Here is an 18,954-nt window from a genome sequence, read left to right on the forward strand (position 1 = left end):
CGTGTCCACCACCAGGGGGTCAGGTCCTAGAGTACATGAGGGTCAATGAGGCAATATACATTGCCTAAAGCATCTGCCGCCTAAACGTGCACCAGGCCCAAACGAGACACAGCAGAGAGCCTATTTCTCTCACTCTCTGCTAAGAACATGGATCTATGGTAAAGATAGCAACAGCGCCTTGATTACAGCGGATGTCGAAACCCTCTCACAGGGAACTAACACCATTCCGCCGTCAGGCCAAGGTGAAAACTTTACATCCAAAAGCCAATCCCTCTATCCAAGCAAGATAGCAAACTGCTAGAAGCGCTCAAAGCACCACCACTGCTCGCTTTTATCCCATGCACATCGCACCACATTCACTTGGAAAGGATCTCCAGTGACTCTGTTCGAAAAACCTATCGTTCTTGCGCCTATGGCAGGAGGGCCGTCAACTCCTGAGCTATGCGCAGCAGTAACCAATGCGGGCGGGTTAGGCTTTCTCGCCGGCGGCTACCTCACTCCAGAGAAGCTTGAAGAACAAGTAAGCACTGTTGAGTCTTTAACTACTCAGCCGTTCGGGATTAACCTGTTTTACCCTTCCCATCCCAATTCTGACCAGTACGCCGAATACTCTAAGTATCATCAGGCACTGACTAAAAAGTGCGTAAGCTACTCCGATTTTCCTTCACGCCCTAAGTGGTCAGATGATCATTACGATCGAAAGCTCGATATTGCGCTGAAGTCCAACGCTAAGTTCATTTCCTTAACTTTCGGATACCCTGACGAAAATACGCTAAAAACGATTCGTCGAGCAGGCAAGAAAGTAGTTCTCAATGCCACAACTCCACGAGAAATTGATCACATCATCCAGCTCGACTGCGATATTCTGTCTCTTCAAGGAAAGGCTGCTGGCGGTCACCGGGCAACAGTCCTAGACAATAACATAGAGGGATCTTCCTACGATGCAAAAACTCTCCTGCACCATGCAGTAGCGAAGACAGAAAAACCTGTATTTGCCGGCGGGGGCGTAGGTACAGCAGAAGATACACTAGACCTACTCAGATCCGGCGCAACCGCAGTAATCGTAGGGACTCGTTTCCTCACTGCGCAGGAAGCAGGCACAAAAGACACACACCGGCATGCACTTCTGGAGCTAACTCACCGAAACACTGTTATTACCCATGCTTTCTCCGGGAAACCGGCTCGAGCAATTTCCAATACATTCACCAAAACATTCACACCACAGGCGCCCTACATCTACCCCGAAATCCACTACTTAACTGCGGGAATGAGAGCTGAGGCCAATAACGCAAAGGATCCCGAATATCTTAACCTGTGGGCAGGCGAAGGATTCGCTAATTGCCGAGAAGCAACTGCCAAACAAATCATTGACGAACTCGTACCATAGGGCCTGACCCCCAGAAAGTGGACACGTCGGGGGTCAGGCCCGAGCAATAAGTAACTTCATAAGTAACCGGATTCAGATAGATGAGAGCAACGTATTCAAGCATTCAAGGCACACTTGGACTTGCAGTGGCAATGGGGATCGGCAGGTTCTTCTATACGCCACTGCTTCCCCTCATGATGGCAGCTTTACACTGGTCAAGTTCCATCTCGTCTTGGATTGCAGTATCAAATTATCTCGGCTATCTGCTCGGGTCTTTGACTCTTTCTAAAAACTGGCTATCTAAAACGAGAACTCTTTATCGCAGTTCCTTAATATTTTCAACTCTACTGCTTGCTGCAATGGCGTTGACAGATAGTCCAGGAATGCATGTTTTACTACGGTTCTTAGCCGGCATAGCGTCTGCATTCATTTTTGTATGCATCACTCAGTTTGTTACCCAGAATGTACAGTCCCCCTCTCTAGTTGGCTTTGTTTATGGTGGTGTTGGCTTAGGCATTACCGTTTCTGGACTAACGGTGTGGTCACTAGGTCAAACCTTGGCATGGACACACTTGTGGGGTATCGCTACCCTAATCAGTGCGCTATTTAGCATCATCGCTTGGACTTGGCCCATTGGCTCTGAAGAGAAGACTAAGGATCGCAAGGTACTGGCCAGTTCTACGGAACGATCCACCCCAGAACTTCATCAAGCTTTTCGATTACTGAATGCGGGATACTTTTTTCAAGGTTTCGGATACATTATTATTGGCACATATCTCGTTGTGCTGGCCGGCCCTGTTTTCGGCTCATCAGCAGCTGCCATCACATGGGCCGTAGCTGGTGTCGCAGCAATCCCCTCTCCCTATTTCTGGTCAGCACTTGCAGAGCGTTTTGGCCGACGTCGTGCATTACTTGGCTGCTATACACTCCAAATAGCTGGAGCAATTGCCGCCACTTTTGGCAATTCGACTGTTTTACTGATGGTTGCTGCCATTCTTTTTGGTGCTACTTTCATGGGAATTACGATGCTTACTATTTCAACGGGAGTCGCTTATAGAATAAACGGAGGAGCTGCACGTCTAACGACTTGGTATAGCCTAGGGCAAGTCGTCGGCCCGGCGGCCATTGGAGTACTGTTATCAAACTCAATCCGCATATCATTTATCATTGCAACCATTGCTATCATCATCGGTATGGCAACAATTAAGGTTTCAAGGTTATAATTCATATTCAACCTCCCAGGCGCAGCGCAGATATCATCACGCCTTCCAAGGACCAAAAGATATACGAAACCTTCTATTCACTATAGAAGACACATATCACATACCGAATGAAGTCATAAACAAAGCTAATACTAACTCGACTAATCTACCTTTTTCTTTAGAAGACTATTTTCCTCTTTTAGTTCAGAAAATTCGTTACGCAGCTCAGCTATGTCGTCCCAGTATAATTCAATCTACTCATCGACCTGCTCTTTGTTCCATGAAACTAGGTGCACCAGCGACCATAGGTCATGGTCAGAGGGTGTGAACACTGGTGACCAGATAGCAGGTCGCTTGTGTCAGGCAATGCGCCGGCGCATTGCCTTATCAGTTTCTCTAATTGAGATAGGAGGACGAGCAGCTAAGGCTGCAGTATCAGGGCGAGGCTTGAAAATTGGTGTACATGCGGATTATCCGCCAGTATACGCAGACTACTGTTAACAAAAGAGGGAATCTTGACAAGACAGAACATTACTTGGCCCAGTATCCTTTCGCTTGCGCTAATCTTAAGCGGATCCGTCCTGTTGTCGAAGTTTCATGAAGAGAGTTCGGCTCTTTCTCCAGAGAACTTCGTTATATGGGCGGCACCTTCCGTCCTTGGGGGATTAGGGCTGATATATTGCACCGTAAAACACGAGGTCGTAACTTCCTACGCCTACGGGATTCTGCTTAGCCTCCTCTCCTTTGGCGCAGCAGTTTGGCATCCAAGTACCTTTACTCGCTGTGTTACAGCAGTTATTTTTTTGATAGTGGCTATAACCGTCGTTCTAAAGCGCCAAAAAATTAATACTCTTAAAAACGCTCACGGCTAGCCGCAGGTGATACAAGTAAGGTGTACCACACTGACACACCCTCTACCATGTAATCTATGACTATGGGAAAGCTGATTGGGGAGCGACATGTTTCCGTCATCCTTTTTGAAGGATTCGAGGTGTTAGACGTCTTTGGGCCGGTGGAGCTTTTGAGTCAGGTTCCGGACATGCGTATAAGTTTTTTAGGAAAGGAAAAAGAGCCCGTCCAGAGCGCCCAGGGCGTACGTGTGTTGACAGATCTGCCTTACACAAACCTCGAGAATCCGGATATTCTCCTGATCCCCGGGGGTGCGGGTACGCGAACCCTAGTTCAAGACACCACCTTCCTGTCCTGGTTAAAGGAAACGGGACAGCGTGCCGAGATAGTGGCATCGGTCTGTACTGGTTCAGCCCTACTGGCAGCCGCGGGTCTCCTTAAAGGGCGCCGAGCAACGAGCAACAAGAGGGCATTCGGTTGGGTTTCTTCCTTGGATGATGATGTTGAATGGCAATCTCAAGCCCGCTGGGTGGAGGATGGAAAAATATGGACATCCTCGGGCGTTGCGGCGGGTTTGGACATGACCGCCTCGCTGATCCAGCACCTCTTCGGTGCAGAAGCTTTTGAAGAAGCGACCACGCTAGCGGAATATCAGCCACAAACAGACAGCACTGTCGACCCCTTCGCCCATATTCATGGCCTCATCTAGTTCACCTTATAAAAAGCCCCAGCTGGCCTACCCGACCCCCGCAGACGCACCTCATCCCAAGCCAGACAGTCGACGACTCCCAAGATAGACCACGGCCGACGGGCAGGTGCACGAAAAACGCCCGGGCAGTGGTGTTGTTGTGCATCGTGGGAGTCATCGGTGCCGCCATCGACTTCAGCACCATGCACTTCCTCGAAACGGCGTTGTTGCAAAGTTGGGGTAGTAGGAAGAGCGACGTGAAATAATCACAGCCACAGGTATCTTCTCCGGTCGTCATTTCCCCCGTGGCATCATTCTGTGGACAGTAGGTGGTACTGCCGCTACGGGGTAAGCTACCGCGCTCTGGAGGAAATGATGACTTCAGCGGGGCGTGCCGGTCGATCACACCACGATCTACCGCTGGGTCCAGAAATACGCCCCTGAGCTGGACAAGCAAACACGGCGGTACCGACAGGTACCTGACTGGCAAGCTAGTTCCTGGCGGGTGGATGAGACCTATATCCGGGTCGGCGGCAGGTGATGCTACCTCTATCGGGCGATCACCGCCGGTGGCCAGACCCTGGACTTCTACCTCTCTTCGAATCAGAACGTGGCCGCAGCGAAGTGTTTCCTGGCCAAGGCCCTCAAATCCAATGCGTCAGCCGGGTATCTCAGAGTGATCAACGCCGATAAAGCACCTTCCCTTGCCAGGGCAATCGTCGAGTTGAAGTCAGAGGGAATCTGCCCGCCAACAGTGGAACACCGGCAGGTGAAATACCTCAACAACATCCTGGAAGGCGACCATGGTCGGCTGAAGCGGATCCTCGGGCCGAAAGGCGCGTTTAAGAACCGGACATCTGTATATCGGACGTTGAAAGGGATGGGAGGCGATGCACTCAGTGCGGAAAGGGCAAGGCACGATGTTTGCCAACAGGCAACCGAACCCGGACGCGGTAATCGTCAACCAGGTCTTCGAGACGGCCTAACAACGCCCACACGCAGCGGCCATCAGGGAACGAGAAACTGAGTCTTCACTGCTCTCCACCCAACTTTACACCAGCACGACGATTTGTATACCTATAGCACCTTCAATGCCCGATACACGGTAGGTTTGGGACGGAATCTATGTGGGCACAATCAGGAACTATAAAAGATCATATTACTTGCATCCAAACCTATACTTTCAGAGAATCTCCTTGGCTTGGCGGCAACAGGTGCTAGGTGTGTGTTAGTAAAATTGGCGCGGGTTAATGTCGCGATCGGGGAACATCGATTTATACATCCTTAATGCGGGTCGATTTACTTCGATTGCGGGACTGGCCTATGGCCAACAATATAAACGTGTTTAAAAATACGTTTACTAGAGACAACAAATCGATGGAATCATGTCCTAGACCTAAAAATCCTGATAGGCCTAGGACAAACGCTAGACAGGTATTTAAAGAGGCTGCAATAAAAACCCATTTAGCGGTAGTTTTTCTGTACCTGTATAGCGCGCACCAAATAATTAGGGTGATTCCAATTAAAACTAGAACTCGGCTATTTTCCATGTCTACTTACGGTGAAATGCGCAACTGTATTTCTTGATTCTAGATTCTAGCATCGAGTTGCATACGGGAATACGATGTTTGGGGAGTACTTTCCTCCGAGGGCTCGGATGGTAAGGCATCGACCTGTATTAGTGGCGTGACCTGCTACTGCGGAAACGCCTGCCCACGCACCTTTGGCTAGCCAAGAGCCTAGGCCAACTCCTGCTAATTTACCGGCGCAGTAAGCAGTTCCTATGACGATCCCGCTCGTCTCGTCCTTGGAAAAGACTAGCTCTTGTCCGAGTTTCTTTCCCCAGCCATGAACGTCTCGGATATAGGGATCTGAAATAACCGGCTTGCCGGCAGGGCTCGACGAGATGTGCTGGATTATCTTATCTCCATCAACTGAAAAATGAGTATTTACCTGGTTTCCATCTACGTCTTTGGCCCAGGCAGGTTCAATGTATGCGCTAGGTTCCTCACCTTCTGCTGGACGTACTAGAATGTGTCCGCTTGGAAGCTTTTCAAGAAAGGAATCTGAGAACTCAAAAGAAAGTTCCAAAGGGGCGTCTCCATCACTAGTGCTAACTAGCTGGTTGCCATCTTCGCGCTCTATTAACTTTGTCTTTGTTCCTGCGTTCTTCGATGGTGCCGGAGTGGTTATGCTGTCCTGCTGTGGAAGCAAGGATCCTTCGTTTATTTTTAAGCTTCCACAGCAAGGCAGCATCACTTCCAAACCGGCTTAAGTGACAAAATGCCATCGCTAAAGTCCCGATTTGAGTCCCAGGACGTGCTCCTTAAGAGAAATAACTAAAGCCCCTACCAGCGTTTCCACTGGTAGGGGCTTGGAAGTTGGTAGCGGGGGCAGGATTCGAACCTACGACCTCTGGGTTATGAGCCCAGCGAGCTACCGAGCTGCTCCACCCCGCGTCGAGATGACTTCCATCATCTGCGCTTGAACAGTACGTTAACACTAAGTGTATTCGCTCTGTCCTGGCGACTCATGTAACTATACATAGGGAAAGGCACCTACCCAAATCCGCTGGGCAGGTGCCTTAATCGCTGCTTTTAAAGAGTGAAAGAACTACTTTTCCGTCTTCTGATAAGACTCAACTGCCTTATCGAGTTCATCCAGGGCGCGGCCGTATTCCTCGAAGGAACCATCGCGAGCATCCTCTAGGCCCTTCAAAGCCTTGTTGATGTCATCGATGGCGCCTGCCTGGTCGGAAGAGGAAGGAGCGGAGGCTGGGGCCGACTGCTTATCTTCCTTGGCATCCTTCTTATTCTTGTCGTCCTTGGTGTCGGTCTTTTCGCCAGAATCGCCGTCGACTTCCTCAATATTCTGAGCAGCCTTGGCATCGATTCCAACTTGTTCAAGGGCATCACCGATAGTGGGGGCGTAGCCTACGCGGCCCTTATAGGACACGAGTACGCGCAGCAGCTTCGGGAAGGCAGAGGCCTGGTCCTTGCGCTGCGAGTAAATCGGCTCAAGGTACAGGATTTCGCCATCACCTACTGGCAGGGCCAGCAGGTTACCGTTGTGCAAGTCGTTAGTGCCTTCCCACAGGGTGCGGTCTCGGGCGACCTGGTCAGAAGACATCATCGCATCCTGCGCCTGCTTCGGGCCCTGAGTCTGCGTATTGGTCGGCAGCACCCGCACGGTGATATCGCCATAAGTTTCCGGATCGGAGGAGACAGCCATGTGTGCGGACAGGAACTCGCGGTTCAAGCCGCGATAAGAGGTCGTCAGCTGGAAGCTGGGCTTGCCGGTCTCTGGATCTGCGGCCATCACGTAGTAAGGCGGCTGGTTGAGCTGGCGAGATTCCTCCGCAGTGGGGTCATTCGGCACGGACCAGAAGGCATCGTTGTTGAAGAATACATTCGGGTCATCCACGTGGTAGCGCGCCAGCAGGTCACGCTGCACCTTGAACATATCTTCCGGATAGCGGAAGTGCTGGCGTAGCTCGTCAGAGATTTCTGCCTCTGGCTTGACGACGTCCGGGAAGACTCCCTCCCAAGCCTTGAGCACTGGGTCATTCTTATCGAACTCGTAGAGATCCACGCTGCCGTCATAGGCATCGACGGTGGCCTTTACCGAGTTACGGATATAGCCCACTTTGTCATTGACAAGGCGTTGGGTCGTGCCATCAGGATTGAGGGTGTCCTGGGTGGCGTCGGAAAGCGAAGCGCGCTGGGAATAAGGCAAGGACTCCAAAGTGGTATAGCCATCGACGATCCACTTCAGGCGGCCATCCACTACGGCCGGGTAGGTAGCAGAATCGGTGGTCAGCCACGGAGCAACCTTTTCCACGCGCTCGCGCGGGTCGCGGTCGTAGAGGAGCTTTGACTCGCTGCCGACGCGGTCAGAAAGCAAGAAGTTCAGCTCGCGGTACTTGGCGGCGTACATAGTGCGGTCGAAGATATTGCCAATGCCGACGCCACCCTTGCCGTCATAGGTATAGGTGGAGCTATCGGTGTCATATTCCACCGGGTTATCGCCAGTCTTGCCGGTAATGGCGTAATCCATGCCATCGGCAGCGCCAGCAATAACCGGGCCATAGTAGATGCGCGGCTGGTCTACCTTGATGCCCAGAGACTTCTCGGCGTCTTGGGTTTCGCCTTCGCCCTCCGACTCACCGGCCTGGGTCTGCAGATCAGAAACGGTAAAGATGGGGAAGCCTCCGCGGGCAGAGCCCGCATCGCGGGCTACCTCATCGACCTTATTGGCCTGCGCTGCCACAAAGCCATTGCCGTGGGTGTAGACGGTATGACGGTTAATCCAGTCGGACTGATTCTCCCGCAACTCATTTGGATCCAGCTCGCGCGCAGCAACGACGAAGTCACGCTTCTTACCATCGATCTCATAGCGGTCCATCGATAGCGTCTCTGGGAAGCCGTAGAAATTCTTCAGCTGCTGCATCTGGGTGAAGGTAGGAGAAAGAATCTCCGGATCCAGCAGGCGGAGGTTATTGATGGTGGCGTTATCAGAAGCCACCTTGTCATCAGAGACCTCGTCCCCACCCCAGTTGTCTTCATAGGTGACGTGGTCATCGGTAAGCCCATAGGCATAGCGCGTGGCCTCAATATTGCGGGCGATGGATTCTTCTTCCTTTGCCTGACGGTTTGGCTGCACGGAAAAACGTTCCATCAGCAGCGGCCATGCCTGGCCGATAACCAGCGAGGACAGCAACATCAACACCACGGCCAGACCCGGGATGCGCAGGTCCTTAATGACGATGGCCATAAACAACGCCACCGCCACAAAGACGCCAATGATCATCAAGATGATTTTCGCCGGCAGGTAGGCATGAATATCGGTATAGGAACCACCGGTAAAGAGATCGTGCTGGGCATATAGGAGCTCGTAGCGCTCCAACCAGTAGCCGATGACCTGAACAACCATCCACAGGCCGGCAGTAATCGCCAGCTGCAGGCGAGCCGAGTGGGAAATGGAGCCGCGAACTCCTGCGGCCTTATTGCCAATGCGGATGCCACCCAGCACATAGTGACCGAAAAGCGCGATGAGGAACGCCAAAATCAACAGGATAGATAGGGTGCTGACCACCATCTTCAAAACCGGCAACGTGAAGGCATAGAAGCCTAGGTCGTGGTGGAACTGGGCGTCCTGTTGGCCGAATTCCTGGCCGTTTAAAAATAGCAGGACCGTGCGCCAATTAGCCTGGCCGATGAAACCGGCAATGATGCCCACGATGGCGGGGATGACCTTGAAGAAGACGCCCATAGACTTTTCAATGGACTTGCGGTACTGATACACCGGCGAGTTCAAGTCCCCAAGGTCGAGCGAATCCGGACGCCCGCGCCAGGCAAAGAAGCCCGCGGCCCACACCACGGCAGCGGCGATGAAGCCGAAGATGATAAAGAGCACTATCCGCGCAATAATCGCGGTGGTGAAGACGTTCCGGTATTCAATCGCACCAAACCACCTCCAATCCGTGTACAGGCCCACAAACATGGGGCCGATGAACAAAAGGAGGGCAATGATGGCCGCAATGATTGTCGCGACCCGCGGGGGCCGCTTCAACGGGGCGGCTGGTGTGGATGACCCTAAGGACAACGCCAGCTCCAATCAAATAGTGCAAATTTAAAACCTGTAGACTTCTTCCAGCTTAAGGAAGCAATACACAGATAACGAATAAGGATGTTTATGAGTTCCCCCGAATTATCACAGCCAGCTTTAAACCGCGCGATGACCGAAGCCGTGGAATTCGTCCATGCAGAGGGCTGGGACGCCCGCCCCACTATCTTCGCGCTCGTTCCTACCCACTTGGTAGCAGACCAGCTTGCCGCCCTCGATGAGGAAGATGCGGCGCCGCTTACCCTTATCGTGCAGGATAATGTGCCTGAAAACATTGAGCCCGGTTCTGAGCAGTTGGCCGACTATGTCTCCCGCTTGGCTTGGCCGCGGGAGGTGGCCGGCGTCATCCTGGCCCAAGAGATTAGGTTCCGCGATACCTCCAGCGAGGACCCCTCCCCTCGCCCGGCGCGCCTGTTTTCCGGTGCGCTGCGTGAGGAAGGGATTGAAACCACATTGCTGCAGCTGCGCCCCACCGAAGAGGAGTTGGAAGCAGCCGGGCCATTCGCGGAGGATGACATCCAGCTGCGCGGCGGCCCCCAGGTAGCACCCGGGATTATCGCGGCCCTGCGCTATGGGCTGAGCCAGGACCCGGATGAACTAGATTAGACTGGAAAGACAATTCTCGCTTGCGACTAAGGAGCAGTTTCCTACCGTGCGACGCTTTACTCTCACTCGCCTGACCGCTACCCGCGCTACCGCAGCAGCACTCCTGCTGGGGGTAGGCGTGAGCGCTGCCGGCTGTTCCTCGGATGATGCCGCGCCTGCCGACGTCCCCGTAGATACCACCACTGCCAGCGCCGAGTCCGCTCCCACTGCGGCGGATGCCACTGAGGAAACCAGCACCGCATCCAGCTCCAAGTCCGCCGCTGAATCCAGCATCGAGTCGAGTGCGGCGGCGAGCTCGGAGGCGGCGTCGGAAAGCACAGAGCCTGGGAGCGAAAAAATGGAAAAGTCTGTGTCCAAGGCCTATGACATCTTCGCGCCCGTGGCACCGCAAGAGCTTTTCGCGCACTTCGATCGCTGCGATTCCACGGGCGGGGATGACTCGTATAACTGCTCTGGGCCGAAGGTAGGCCAGTTCCAGTTCTTCCGCTCACACTCCAAGGCAAAGCAGACCACGCAGGTGCTTACTGAGCTGCGCAGCTCGCAGGTCATTGAGGATAGCGGCGACCGCGTTGTGGGCTGGTCCACGCTGGGCACCACGGCGGTTATTACCGTGGTGGACAATAAAGAAGGCATGGTCATGCAGCAGATGATCTCCTCAGACCAGGAAGATCCGGAAGAGAAGATCAAGGAACTGGGCCTAGCTAAGTAGGCCGCTTATTGGCAGGTTTTAATTTCCTTGCCGTCCGCGAAGTCTTTCATCGTGGATACCGCTTCATCCAGGTTGGACACTTCCGCGATGGGCATGTCCCCGTGGTCGCTCGCCGCGGCTTCGGAGCAATTATCTTGTGGCGCCAGGAAGAGTTCCGCGCCGGCTGCGTGGGCGGCGGCGATTTTATGTTGGATGCCGCCGATGGGGCCCACCTTGCCATCTTCTTGAATGGTGCCGGTACCGGCCACAAATTTGCCGCCCGTGAGGTCTTCTTCGCTGAGCTTATCGATGACCGCCAGGGTAAACATCATGCCAGCGGATGGACCACCGATATCCTGCAGGTTGTATGTGACCTCTATATCGTCTTTAGGGACCGAGAGCATGGCGATGCCCAGCATCGCCTGCCCCTTCTGGTGGGGGTTTTCCCCTAGCTCTATTTCTTCTTCGTGCTTTTTGCCGCCACGCTCCACGGTCATCGTGACCTTATCGCCGGGGCTCTTTTCCTTGATGATGTCTTGAACCTCACCCGGCTCCGAGACTTCCTTGCCCGCCACGGCGGTAATGACATCATCTTTTTTCAGTTTGCCCTGCGCAGCACCCTTATCCAGCACCTCTGCGATGGAGATCTTTACCGGCAAATGCAGGTAGTCCATGGCTGCCAGAGTCGCTGCGGACTCGGACTGAGTAAAGGCCTGCTTATTGGACTCTTCTACTTCTTTATCGCTCATGTTCTGTGGGATGACGGTATCGATGGGCACGATGGTGTCATCGGTCATCATCCAGCGTCCCAGCGCCTGGGCCAAGGTCATATTGGTACGCACGGAGACCGTAGTCATGTTGAGGTGACCATCCGTGTCATAGGTTTTCGGGGCTTGAACGTCAACGACCTGGGTGCCGTCTACCTCCCCCAATGTGTCTACCGTGGGGCCTGGGCCTTCGGCAGCATAGGGGACGGTCAAAGACACATCGGTGCCGGGAATATGGTCAAGCGATACCAACGCACCGGTTAAGACGACGGGGATAGCACCCCAGGCGATGGTGCGGACGCGACGGCTAGCAGGAGAATTCACGAATCACTACCCTACAACCTTTGCCGTCGTGTTCGCTGTCAGCGTAGCAGGGATCATGGAAACTAGCCGGATGGTGTCGGTAGATTAGGACGCATGAGCAACGGATTCGGTTTTTCTTTCCCCAATAATGATGACGACGATAATGACGGACGTCGTGACCAGAACCCGTTCGGCGCATTCGGCGGCGCTAATGGTGGCGGCCTCGGTGACATGCTGAACCAGTTCGGTCAGATGCTGTCCGGCATGGGCTCTTCTATGAACTCGCCGGAAAATTCCGGCCCTGTTAACTACGACATGGCCAAGCGCATCGCCCTGCAGCAAATCTCCCAGTCAAAGGGTGTGAGCGCGGACGATACCAAGGCAGTGGAGGAATCCGTCCGCCTAGCGGAGCTGTGGCTCGATGACGCCACCTACCTGCCCACCGCCTCCGGCACGGCCAAGGCGTGGGATTCCAAGCAGTGGTTGGAAGAAACCATGCCGGCCTGGCAGCGCATGGTCACTCCGGTGGCGGAGCATATGAATGATGCCCAGATGGAATCGATGCCGGAAGAAGCCCGCGAGATGATGGGCCCGATGACCAAGATGATGAGTCAGATGTCTGGCATGAACTTTGGCATGCAGCTCGGTCACGCCTTGGGTGATTTGGCTGCGCAGGCGTTGACCGGCTCTGATTTCGGTCTTCCCATCGCCCCGGCCAATACCGTGGCACTATTGCCACAGACCATTCAGAAGGTCGCCCGGGAGCTCAATATTCCTGGCCAAGAGGTGCTGGTCTATATTGCAGCGCGCGAGGCCGCGCGGCAGCGCCTGTTCAAGCACGTGCCGTGGTTGGTAGAGCGCATCGTCTCCTCTGTGGAGGAATATGCCATCGGTCTGGTCATTGACACCTCCCACTTGGAGGAAGTCACCCGCGAGCTCAACCTAGAGTCCGGCGATCCCCAGGCAATCCAGGATGCGATGAGCAAGCTGCAAGGCATGGACCTTTCCCCACGCATCACGTCCAAGAACACTGCGGCAGCCTCTCGCCTAGAAACCCTACTGGCATTGGTGGAAGGCTGGGCCGAGCACGTCGTCACAGAGGCACTGGGCGAGCGCATCCCATCCACCTCGAAGCTAACCCAGGCATGGGCGCACCGCCGTAGCACTGGTGGTTCTGCCGAAAACGCCTTCAGCAAGGTCGTTGGTATCGAGCTCAACGCCCCCAAGGTTTCTGAGGCCGCTGAGTTGTGGCGCCGCGCTACCGTTGCCGTGGGTGCGGAAAAACGCGATAAGGCGTGGGACCACCCGGACTTCCTGCCAACTGCAGAGCACCTAGATAACCCTGCCGCCTTTATCGACTCCCTATTGGATGACGGCCCTGATGAGGGCTTTGAGGAAGAGTTTGCCAAGCTGGAGGAAATGCTCAAAAACGGTGAGGATTCCTCTGCTACTCAGGGCGATGAGACCGGGGAAGCCGATGGTCAAGACGAGCAGAAAGAAAAGGGCAACGAGGACGACGAAAACTAGCAGCCCCAGCGCTGGTAGGCCTCAAGATAGCCCTTCGCCCGCTCAGCGTGGGGCGCCCTGTCCGCCCACTGCCAAAAATCCCGCCCGTGGCGCGGGATGAAGGTGTGGGTGAGCTCGTGAATGATTACCGAATCCAGCACATAGTCCGGCACGTGTTGTAGCCGGTCGCTCAGCCGAATATTCGCGGTGGAGGTAGTACAGCTACCCCACCGCGTATTTTGATTGCTTACCCAACGAATAGAGCCGATGGTAGCGCGGCTGTCTAAGAAAGCCGCGTTAAGCCGCCGAGCACGCTCTTCTAATTGCGCGTCCGAGCGGCGGCTACTGCCCTGTTTCTTTTCTACCCGCGCCAACATATCCGCCACTGCCTCGCGTTCATCGCGAGCGGACATCCAGGCGGGGATGCGTACCTCGAGTACCCCGGAGACCATGCGAGCCTGCACGGTTTTCTTCCGCTTGGCGGAACGAATGACTTTGACCTCTGGGGTTTGTGGTGCGGGGGGCTGCGTGCTCGACATGACAGGTGATTGTACCTGTGGTGCAATGGAATCCACATGCATCGGGAAAGGGGTATAGGCGTGGGGGCTTGTGTCACCCAGGTAGTTTTGGCGCCGGGCAGCGCAGTGTTTTGCCGCGAGGAAACGGTGGTTCAATTTGGCATGGATGCCACCCGCGTTGGAGTGGCAGAAACGGGCAGCGCGCTTTCCGTCGCGGCGGCCTTCAATACCGCTCACGAGCCAGTGAGGCCAGAAGATTTGTCTGGGAGACTATGCGCCGCAGGTCTAGATGAGGCCGCAGCGCTTAGCCTTATCGAGGACGCACTGGACTATGGCATCCTTTGGCCTTATAAAGATGCCGTAGAGAAATCGGACACTCTTGTCTTAATGGGAGAATCCGCACTGGCGCAAGGCTTACGCGCACGCCTGGAGGCAGATGGATTCCAAGTTCGCATCCCGTTAGAGGACGACAATATCTTTTCCTATATCCACGACCTCGACGGCATGTATCCGGTCCTGGCCGTAGACCAGCTGCACTGCCCGCTGGATTGCGCCAATGCGCTGGCGGGAACGGAGACCACGTGGCTTCCGGTGTCTTTATTGGACAATCGTGGCATCATTGGGCCGGTACGCGTGCAGGGCCGAGGCCCGTGCCCACTGTGTGCGCACCTGTCCCGCGTGGATACGGACCCGCGCTGGAATATCATCAGCACCCAATTACCCCGCGTGCGCCGCACGCCAGAAGCCGTAGTGCTCGATGCGGTCGCGGCGCATACGCAGGTGATCATTCGGCGGCTTATGGGGCGGCCGCTGCCGCCGGGAGCGCCGACCGCGAAGCCGCGCCCTGGGCAGCAGTGGGAGGTCGATGTCTACGGTCACCACCAGCAGCGCACCATCATTGCGCATCCGCGCTGCCCAGTATGTTTTGGCGGGAAAACCAACCTGGCTAGCTGCGCACCGAACGAATGACCTCGAGTACTTGGGCGCCATAGCGCTCCAGCTTGCTGGGGCCTACACCAGAGATGGACAGCATTTCTGCCTCATCGGCAGGAAGCTCCTCCGACATGGCCTGCAGGGTGGCATCGGAAAAAATAACATAGGCCGGCACCTTTTCCTCGCGCGCAACCTGGGAACGCCACGAGCGCAAGGCAGAAAAGGCCTCTTCATCTCCGCCTCCCTCGCAGTCTTCGTGGCGGCCGATAACCTTTTCGGCCGGTGTTCCCAGCAGACCTGAACATACGCGGCAGCGTTTCGGGCGTCGCGAGCGAGTCCCCTTGCCATAGGCGTCTTCGGCCGCCGGCACGATTCCATCGAGGAAGCGGGTACGCTCGCGCGAGGCTCGTGAACCAGTGGTCTTCGCCAACGCCCACGACAGTGCGAGGTGCGCGCGGGCGCGGGTAATGCCGACATAGAACAAACGACGTTCTTCCTCAATCTGCTCATCGCCCGCCTTGATAGCGTGGTTGATAGGCATGAGCTTTTCTGTCAGCCCCACGAGAAACACCGCATCCCATTCCAAGCCCTTGGCAGCGTGCACAGTAGCTAGCGTGACGCCTTCCATAGCTGGGGCCTGTTTATCGGTGGAGCGCCGGCGCAGTTCCCCCAACACCCCGTTGAGATCTATGCCAGGAGCCGATTCCACAATCTTCTCGATGAGCCCTACCAATGCGTTGAGGGATTGCCAGCGCTCGCGGGCCTGCGCGCCCTGCGGCTCGGTGGCGCTTAGCCCCAACTCGACAAAGGCTGCGCGAGCAATTGCCACCGGATCATCCGGCAAGTCCTCACGACGGGTCGCGGCGATGAGAACGCGAATGGCCTCTAGGATCTCCGGGCGACGGAAGAAGCCCTCGCCGCCACGGACTTGGTAGACCACTCCGGCGTCAGCAAGCGCCTGCTCAAACTGCTCTGACTGAGCGTTAATGCGGTAGAGGATGGCAATCTCAGAGGCCGGCACGCCCTGATCCAGCAGTGTGAGAACCTGGCCGGCAACCTCCTGGGCCTCAGTCTCTTCAGACTCATAGGCCTTAAAGGTGGGCTCCGGACCAGGCTCGCGCATGCCCTGCAGCTCCAAGCGTGTGCCAGCTGCACGCCCTGTGGCCTTGCCAATGACCCGATTGGCCAAGTCCGTTACCTGCGGCGTCGAGCGGTAGTCACGCTGCAACTTGACCACGGTGCCATCCGGGTACGTGCGGGAGAAATTGAGCAGGTAGTCCGGGGAGGCGCCGTTGAAGGAATAGATGGTCTGATTTGCATCACCCACCACGGTGAGATCGTCACGCTCGCCCAACCAGGCATTGAGCACCCGCTGCTGCAGCGGGGTTACGTCCTGATACTCGTCTACCACAAAGGTGCGATACTGCTCCCGGAAGGTTTCTGCAATTGCCGGCACATTTTCAATGGCACCCGCGATGTGCATGAGCAGGTCATCGAAATCCAGGTGCATCATGTCCGGTGTGGCCTTGGACTGTTCGTAGCGGCGAAAGGCCTCTGCCACCTTGGCGGGATCAGCCGGAGCGCTGCGGTCCGTAGTGGCGATCACAGACTCATAATCCTCGGCGCTCACCAGCGCGGACTTAGCCCACTCGATCTCCGCTAGGACGTCACGGATCATATCCTTGGAATTATCCAACCCCACCGAACGCACCGCGCGAGCGACCAGCGGGAATTTATTATCCAGCAACTGCCACGGAAGGTCCCCCGCTACCTGGGGCCAGAAATACTTCAGCTGGCGACGCGCCGCGGCGTGGAAGGTCTGCGCTTGTACGCCGGCCACACCCATTGTGCGCAGACGATCGCGCATCTCTCCGGCTGCCCGCGCCGTGAAGGTCACCGCGAGCACGCGTTGCGGGCTCACAAAACCCTGGTCCACCAAGTTGGCAATGCGATAGGTAATAGTGCGGGTCTTGCCCGTACCCGCGCCGGCCAAGATGCACACGGGCCCGCGCGGTGCCGTGGCCGCGCGCAGCTGATCTTCATCCAGCAGGGACAAATCCGGCTTAGTCACCGTGATACCACTCCATAATCATCGTGTGTGCAATTGAACCCGGACGAGGAAGCGAAAGCTCAGGCAGCTCGGAGCGCTCCACCCACCGGATCTCTTCCAGTTCCCCATCAGTATGGCAGGTGGGGTGGACATCAGCCGTGCGTGCACAAAAGCCCAGCATAAGGGAGCCACTCGGTGGCCACGCCTGCGAGCCCCAATAGCGAATATCGTCCACCCTGCGCCCGGTTTCTTCCAGGGTCTCGCGTGCAAAAGCAGCCTCTGCGGTCTCGCCCGGCTCAACGTAACCGGCGATCAGGGAGAAAAAGCTATTGCGGCGGCGATTGCGCGCCAACAAAATTCGGTCGGCGCCGCTGAGGCGAATAAGCCCGATAACGGCAGGATCTAGGCGCGGGAAGACCATCCGGCGCTCGTCCAAAGGATCGCGCCCCACGATTCCCGGTGCTGGGTAGTCCAGCTTGTTACCGGTGCGCGGATCAAAGCGCTGCTCGCGCCGATTGCGGATCAGCGCAATGGCTTGCAGGATAACCGGCTGGTCTGCAAAAAAGGTTGCACTTTCCAAACGGCCTAACTTCCCGGCGCTATCCTCCGAGACCAAGCATGCCTGCAAGGTGCCTAGGTCCACCACGACCTGCTTGCCGACGCCCCCGGGAACCTCTTTCACCAGCACCGGCTCCCCCACCCCCGTAACCGGAACGAGGCCACTAGGAGTTACTGGGAGGAACATTTAGTCCTCGTCATCATCGTCCATGACCTCAATGGGCTGTTCCATCTCATGCTTGATATACAGCAATCGGTCTCCCGGCTTCAACGCGGAGGCGTCCGCGGTATCCACTCGGTGCAGCTCATTATTGCGCAGGACAGCAAGCACGATATCTGCCAGGTGGCGTGGGTTAGAACCAACCTCGAATTCGCGCACGGCGCGCTCGGCTACGGAGAAGCCCTCATTAGGTGAAAGCAGGTCTTCCATCATCTCCACCACCGTCGGGGTGACGGTGGCCAGGCCTAGCAGTCGACCGGCCGTCTCAGCGGAGGTGACCACGGAATCCGCACCGGATTGGAGCAACAGGTGACGGTTTTCGGACTCGCGCACCGACGCCACGATCTTGGCCTTGGGCGCAAGCTCTCGCACGGAGAGGCAGCACAGCACCGCAGTATCGTCCGTGGATGGGGTAACGACGACGGAGCTGGCGTGCTCTACCCCAGCGATCTTTAGCACGTCCTGCTTGGTGCCGGAACCAAAGATGGTGACCAATCCGTGGTGCTCGGCGTGAGCGAGGGACGCACGGTTGGTATCGATGACCACGATCTGGGAGGACGGAACATCATCGGCCAGCAGCGCGGCCACCGCTCCGGCGCCCTTGGTGCCATAACCGATAACGACGGTGTGGTTACGCAATTGCTTTCTCCAGTTCTGGATTTGGAAAGTACGTCGGGCCTTATCCGTTAGCACGGACAAGGTCGCGCCAACCAATAAAACAAGGAAGATCAGGCGGGCAGGTGTAATAAGCGTTAAGTTAATGAACCTGGCCTGCGGGGACACAGGAACGATATCGCCGTAGCCCACTGTAGTTAGCGACACCGCAGCATAGTAGGCGGAATCCAAAAGCGACATGTCCTCGCTATATCCACCGCCGTCCAAATAGACCACGACTGTCACGAAGACAACAATGCCTAAAGCCCACAGCACACGCTTGCCCAACTGACGCCACGGGCTGGAATTTTCATCCCTCGGCACCGTAATGACGTCAATGAGCGCGTGGTCCGGCTGCGAGGACAGCTCAACCTGCGGCAAGAAGCGACTCTTAAAGTGCGACTTCATAGCTCGCGCACGA

The 18,954-nt window shown here is 55.8% G+C and carries 14 protein-coding genes, 1 tRNA gene and 1 pseudogene; 8 read left to right on the plus strand and 8 right to left on the minus strand.

The features are described from left to right. The first annotated feature begins 376 nt into the window (after positions 1 to 376). From I6I12_RS09535 to I6I12_RS09550, 4 genes and pseudogenes are all read left to right on the plus strand, one after another. Positions 377 to 1,387: an NAD(P)H-dependent flavin oxidoreductase gene (locus tag I6I12_RS09535; RefSeq protein ID WP_234288119.1), complete on the plus strand. Its 1,011-nt coding sequence runs from the start codon at positions 377 to 379 to the stop codon at positions 1,385 to 1,387. Positions 1,388 to 1,560: 173 nt separating this feature from the next. Beyond that, positions 1,561 to 2,589 (plus strand): YbfB/YjiJ family MFS transporter, encoded by a 1,029-nt coding sequence (locus tag I6I12_RS09540; protein ID WP_234288120.1) that lies wholly within the window; start codon positions 1,561 to 1,563, stop codon positions 2,587 to 2,589. Between the two features lie 907 nt (positions 2,590 to 3,496). Continuing rightward, complete coding sequence (locus I6I12_RS09545) at positions 3,497 to 4,126, plus strand: DJ-1/PfpI family protein (RefSeq protein ID WP_349291116.1); 630 nt, start codon at positions 3,497 to 3,499, stop codon at positions 4,124 to 4,126. A gap of 244 nt (positions 4,127 to 4,370) precedes the next feature. Beyond that, positions 4,371 to 5,091, plus strand: a pseudogene (locus tag I6I12_RS09550) (IS6 family transposase). A gap of 610 nt (positions 5,092 to 5,701) precedes the next feature. On the opposite strand, the gene I6I12_RS09555 reads toward I6I12_RS09550, so the two are convergent. The 3 genes from I6I12_RS09555 to I6I12_RS09565 form a co-directional block, all read right to left on the minus strand. Further along, positions 5,702 to 6,319 carry a hypothetical protein gene (locus I6I12_RS09555; protein WP_200288034.1) on the minus strand — a complete coding sequence of 206 codons (618 nt, stop codon included), beginning with the start codon at positions 6,317 to 6,319 and terminating at the stop codon, positions 5,702 to 5,704. Positions 6,320 to 6,487: 168 nt separating this feature from the next. Next, positions 6,488 to 6,564 (minus strand) — tRNA-Met (locus I6I12_RS09560). 154 nt (positions 6,565 to 6,718) lie between these two features. Next, positions 6,719 to 9,709 (minus strand): UPF0182 family protein, encoded by a 2,991-nt coding sequence (locus I6I12_RS09565; RefSeq protein WP_200288036.1) that lies wholly within the window; start codon positions 9,707 to 9,709, stop codon positions 6,719 to 6,721. A 90-nt stretch (positions 9,710 to 9,799) separates the two neighbouring features. Here I6I12_RS09565 and I6I12_RS09570 point away from each other — a divergent pair, with 90 nt between their 5' ends. Next, positions 9,800 to 10,336, plus strand: a complete 537-nt coding sequence (locus tag I6I12_RS09570; protein WP_023020808.1) for a PPA1309 family protein — start codon at positions 9,800 to 9,802, stop codon at positions 10,334 to 10,336. Between the two features lie 46 nt (positions 10,337 to 10,382). After that, on the plus strand, positions 10,383 to 11,045 hold the full coding sequence (locus I6I12_RS09575) for a beta-N-acetylglucosaminidase (RefSeq protein ID WP_200288038.1): 663 nt from the start codon (positions 10,383 to 10,385) through the stop codon (positions 11,043 to 11,045). A 5-nt stretch (positions 11,046 to 11,050) separates the two neighbouring features. Here the strand turns inward: I6I12_RS09575 and I6I12_RS09580 are convergent, their stop codons facing one another. Next, complete coding sequence (locus I6I12_RS09580; protein WP_023020806.1) at positions 11,051 to 12,115, minus strand: YlbL family protein; 1,065 nt, start codon at positions 12,113 to 12,115, stop codon at positions 11,051 to 11,053. Between the two features lie 93 nt (positions 12,116 to 12,208). On the opposite strand from I6I12_RS09580, the gene I6I12_RS09585 reads away from it, so the two are divergent. After that, positions 12,209 to 13,621 (plus strand): zinc-dependent metalloprotease, encoded by a 1,413-nt coding sequence (locus I6I12_RS09585; RefSeq protein WP_023020805.1) that lies wholly within the window; start codon positions 12,209 to 12,211, stop codon positions 13,619 to 13,621. Here I6I12_RS09585 and I6I12_RS09590 read toward each other — a convergent pair. Next, positions 13,618 to 14,139 (minus strand): M48 metallopeptidase family protein, encoded by a 522-nt coding sequence (locus tag I6I12_RS09590; protein WP_023020804.1) that lies wholly within the window; start codon positions 14,137 to 14,139, stop codon positions 13,618 to 13,620. The genes I6I12_RS09585 and I6I12_RS09590 overlap by 4 nt on opposite strands. A 36-nt stretch (positions 14,140 to 14,175) precedes the next feature. Here I6I12_RS09590 and I6I12_RS09595 point away from each other — a divergent pair, with 36 nt between their 5' ends. Further along, positions 14,176 to 15,087, plus strand: a complete 912-nt coding sequence (locus tag I6I12_RS09595) for a hypothetical protein (RefSeq protein ID WP_234288121.1) — start codon at positions 14,176 to 14,178, stop codon at positions 15,085 to 15,087. Here the strand turns inward: I6I12_RS09595 and I6I12_RS09600 are convergent. Genes I6I12_RS09600 through I6I12_RS09610 form a run of 3 tightly spaced genes read right to left on the minus strand, consistent with a single transcriptional unit; the run spans position 15,065 to position 18,941 of the window. Next, positions 15,065 to 17,122: an ATP-dependent DNA helicase UvrD2 gene (locus I6I12_RS09600; RefSeq protein ID WP_200288040.1), complete on the minus strand. Its 2,058-nt coding sequence runs from the start codon at positions 17,120 to 17,122 to the stop codon at positions 15,065 to 15,067. The two genes, I6I12_RS09595 and I6I12_RS09600, sit on opposite strands and share 23 nt — an antisense overlap. Beyond that, the gene (locus tag I6I12_RS09605) at positions 17,115 to 17,846 is read right to left on the minus strand and encodes an NAD(+) diphosphatase (protein ID WP_200288042.1); all 732 of its coding nucleotides are present in this window, start codon (positions 17,844 to 17,846) and stop codon (positions 17,115 to 17,117) included. Before I6I12_RS09605 ends, I6I12_RS09600 begins: the two co-directional genes overlap by 8 nt. After that, positions 17,847 to 18,941 carry a potassium channel family protein gene (locus I6I12_RS09610; RefSeq protein ID WP_200288044.1) on the minus strand — a complete coding sequence of 365 codons (1,095 nt, stop codon included), beginning with the start codon at positions 18,939 to 18,941 and terminating at the stop codon, positions 17,847 to 17,849. Between the last annotated feature and the right edge of the window lie 13 nt (positions 18,942 to 18,954).

This window comes from Corynebacterium kefirresidentii (assembly GCF_016599755.1).
In the GTDB taxonomy this organism is placed as follows: domain Bacteria; phylum Actinomycetota; class Actinomycetes; order Mycobacteriales; family Mycobacteriaceae; genus Corynebacterium; species Corynebacterium kefirresidentii.

Excerpts from the sequence above, each read along its gene's own strand:
- I6I12_RS09605 (WP_200288042.1), bottom strand. The coding sequence starts at position 17,846 with ATGTTCCTCCCAGTAACTCCTAGTGGCCTCGTTCCGGTTACGGGGGTG.
- I6I12_RS09570 (WP_023020808.1), top strand. The coding sequence starts at position 9,800 with ATGAGTTCCCCCGAATTATCACAGCCAGCTTTAAACCGCGCGATGACC.
- I6I12_RS09585 (WP_023020805.1), top strand. The coding sequence starts at position 12,209 with ATGAGCAACGGATTCGGTTTTTCTTTCCCCAATAATGATGACGACGAT.
- I6I12_RS09540 (WP_234288120.1), top strand. The coding sequence starts at position 1,561 with ATGATGGCAGCTTTACACTGGTCAAGTTCCATCTCGTCTTGGATTGCA.
- I6I12_RS09610 (WP_200288044.1), bottom strand. The coding sequence starts at position 18,941 with ATGAAGTCGCACTTTAAGAGTCGCTTCTTGCCGCAGGTTGAGCTGTCC.
- I6I12_RS09545 (WP_349291116.1), top strand. The coding sequence starts at position 3,497 with ATGACTATGGGAAAGCTGATTGGGGAGCGACATGTTTCCGTCATCCTT.
- I6I12_RS09590 (WP_023020804.1), bottom strand. The coding sequence starts at position 14,139 with ATGTCGAGCACGCAGCCCCCCGCACCACAAACCCCAGAGGTCAAAGTC.
- I6I12_RS09595 (WP_234288121.1), top strand. The coding sequence starts at position 14,176 with ATGCATCGGGAAAGGGGTATAGGCGTGGGGGCTTGTGTCACCCAGGTA.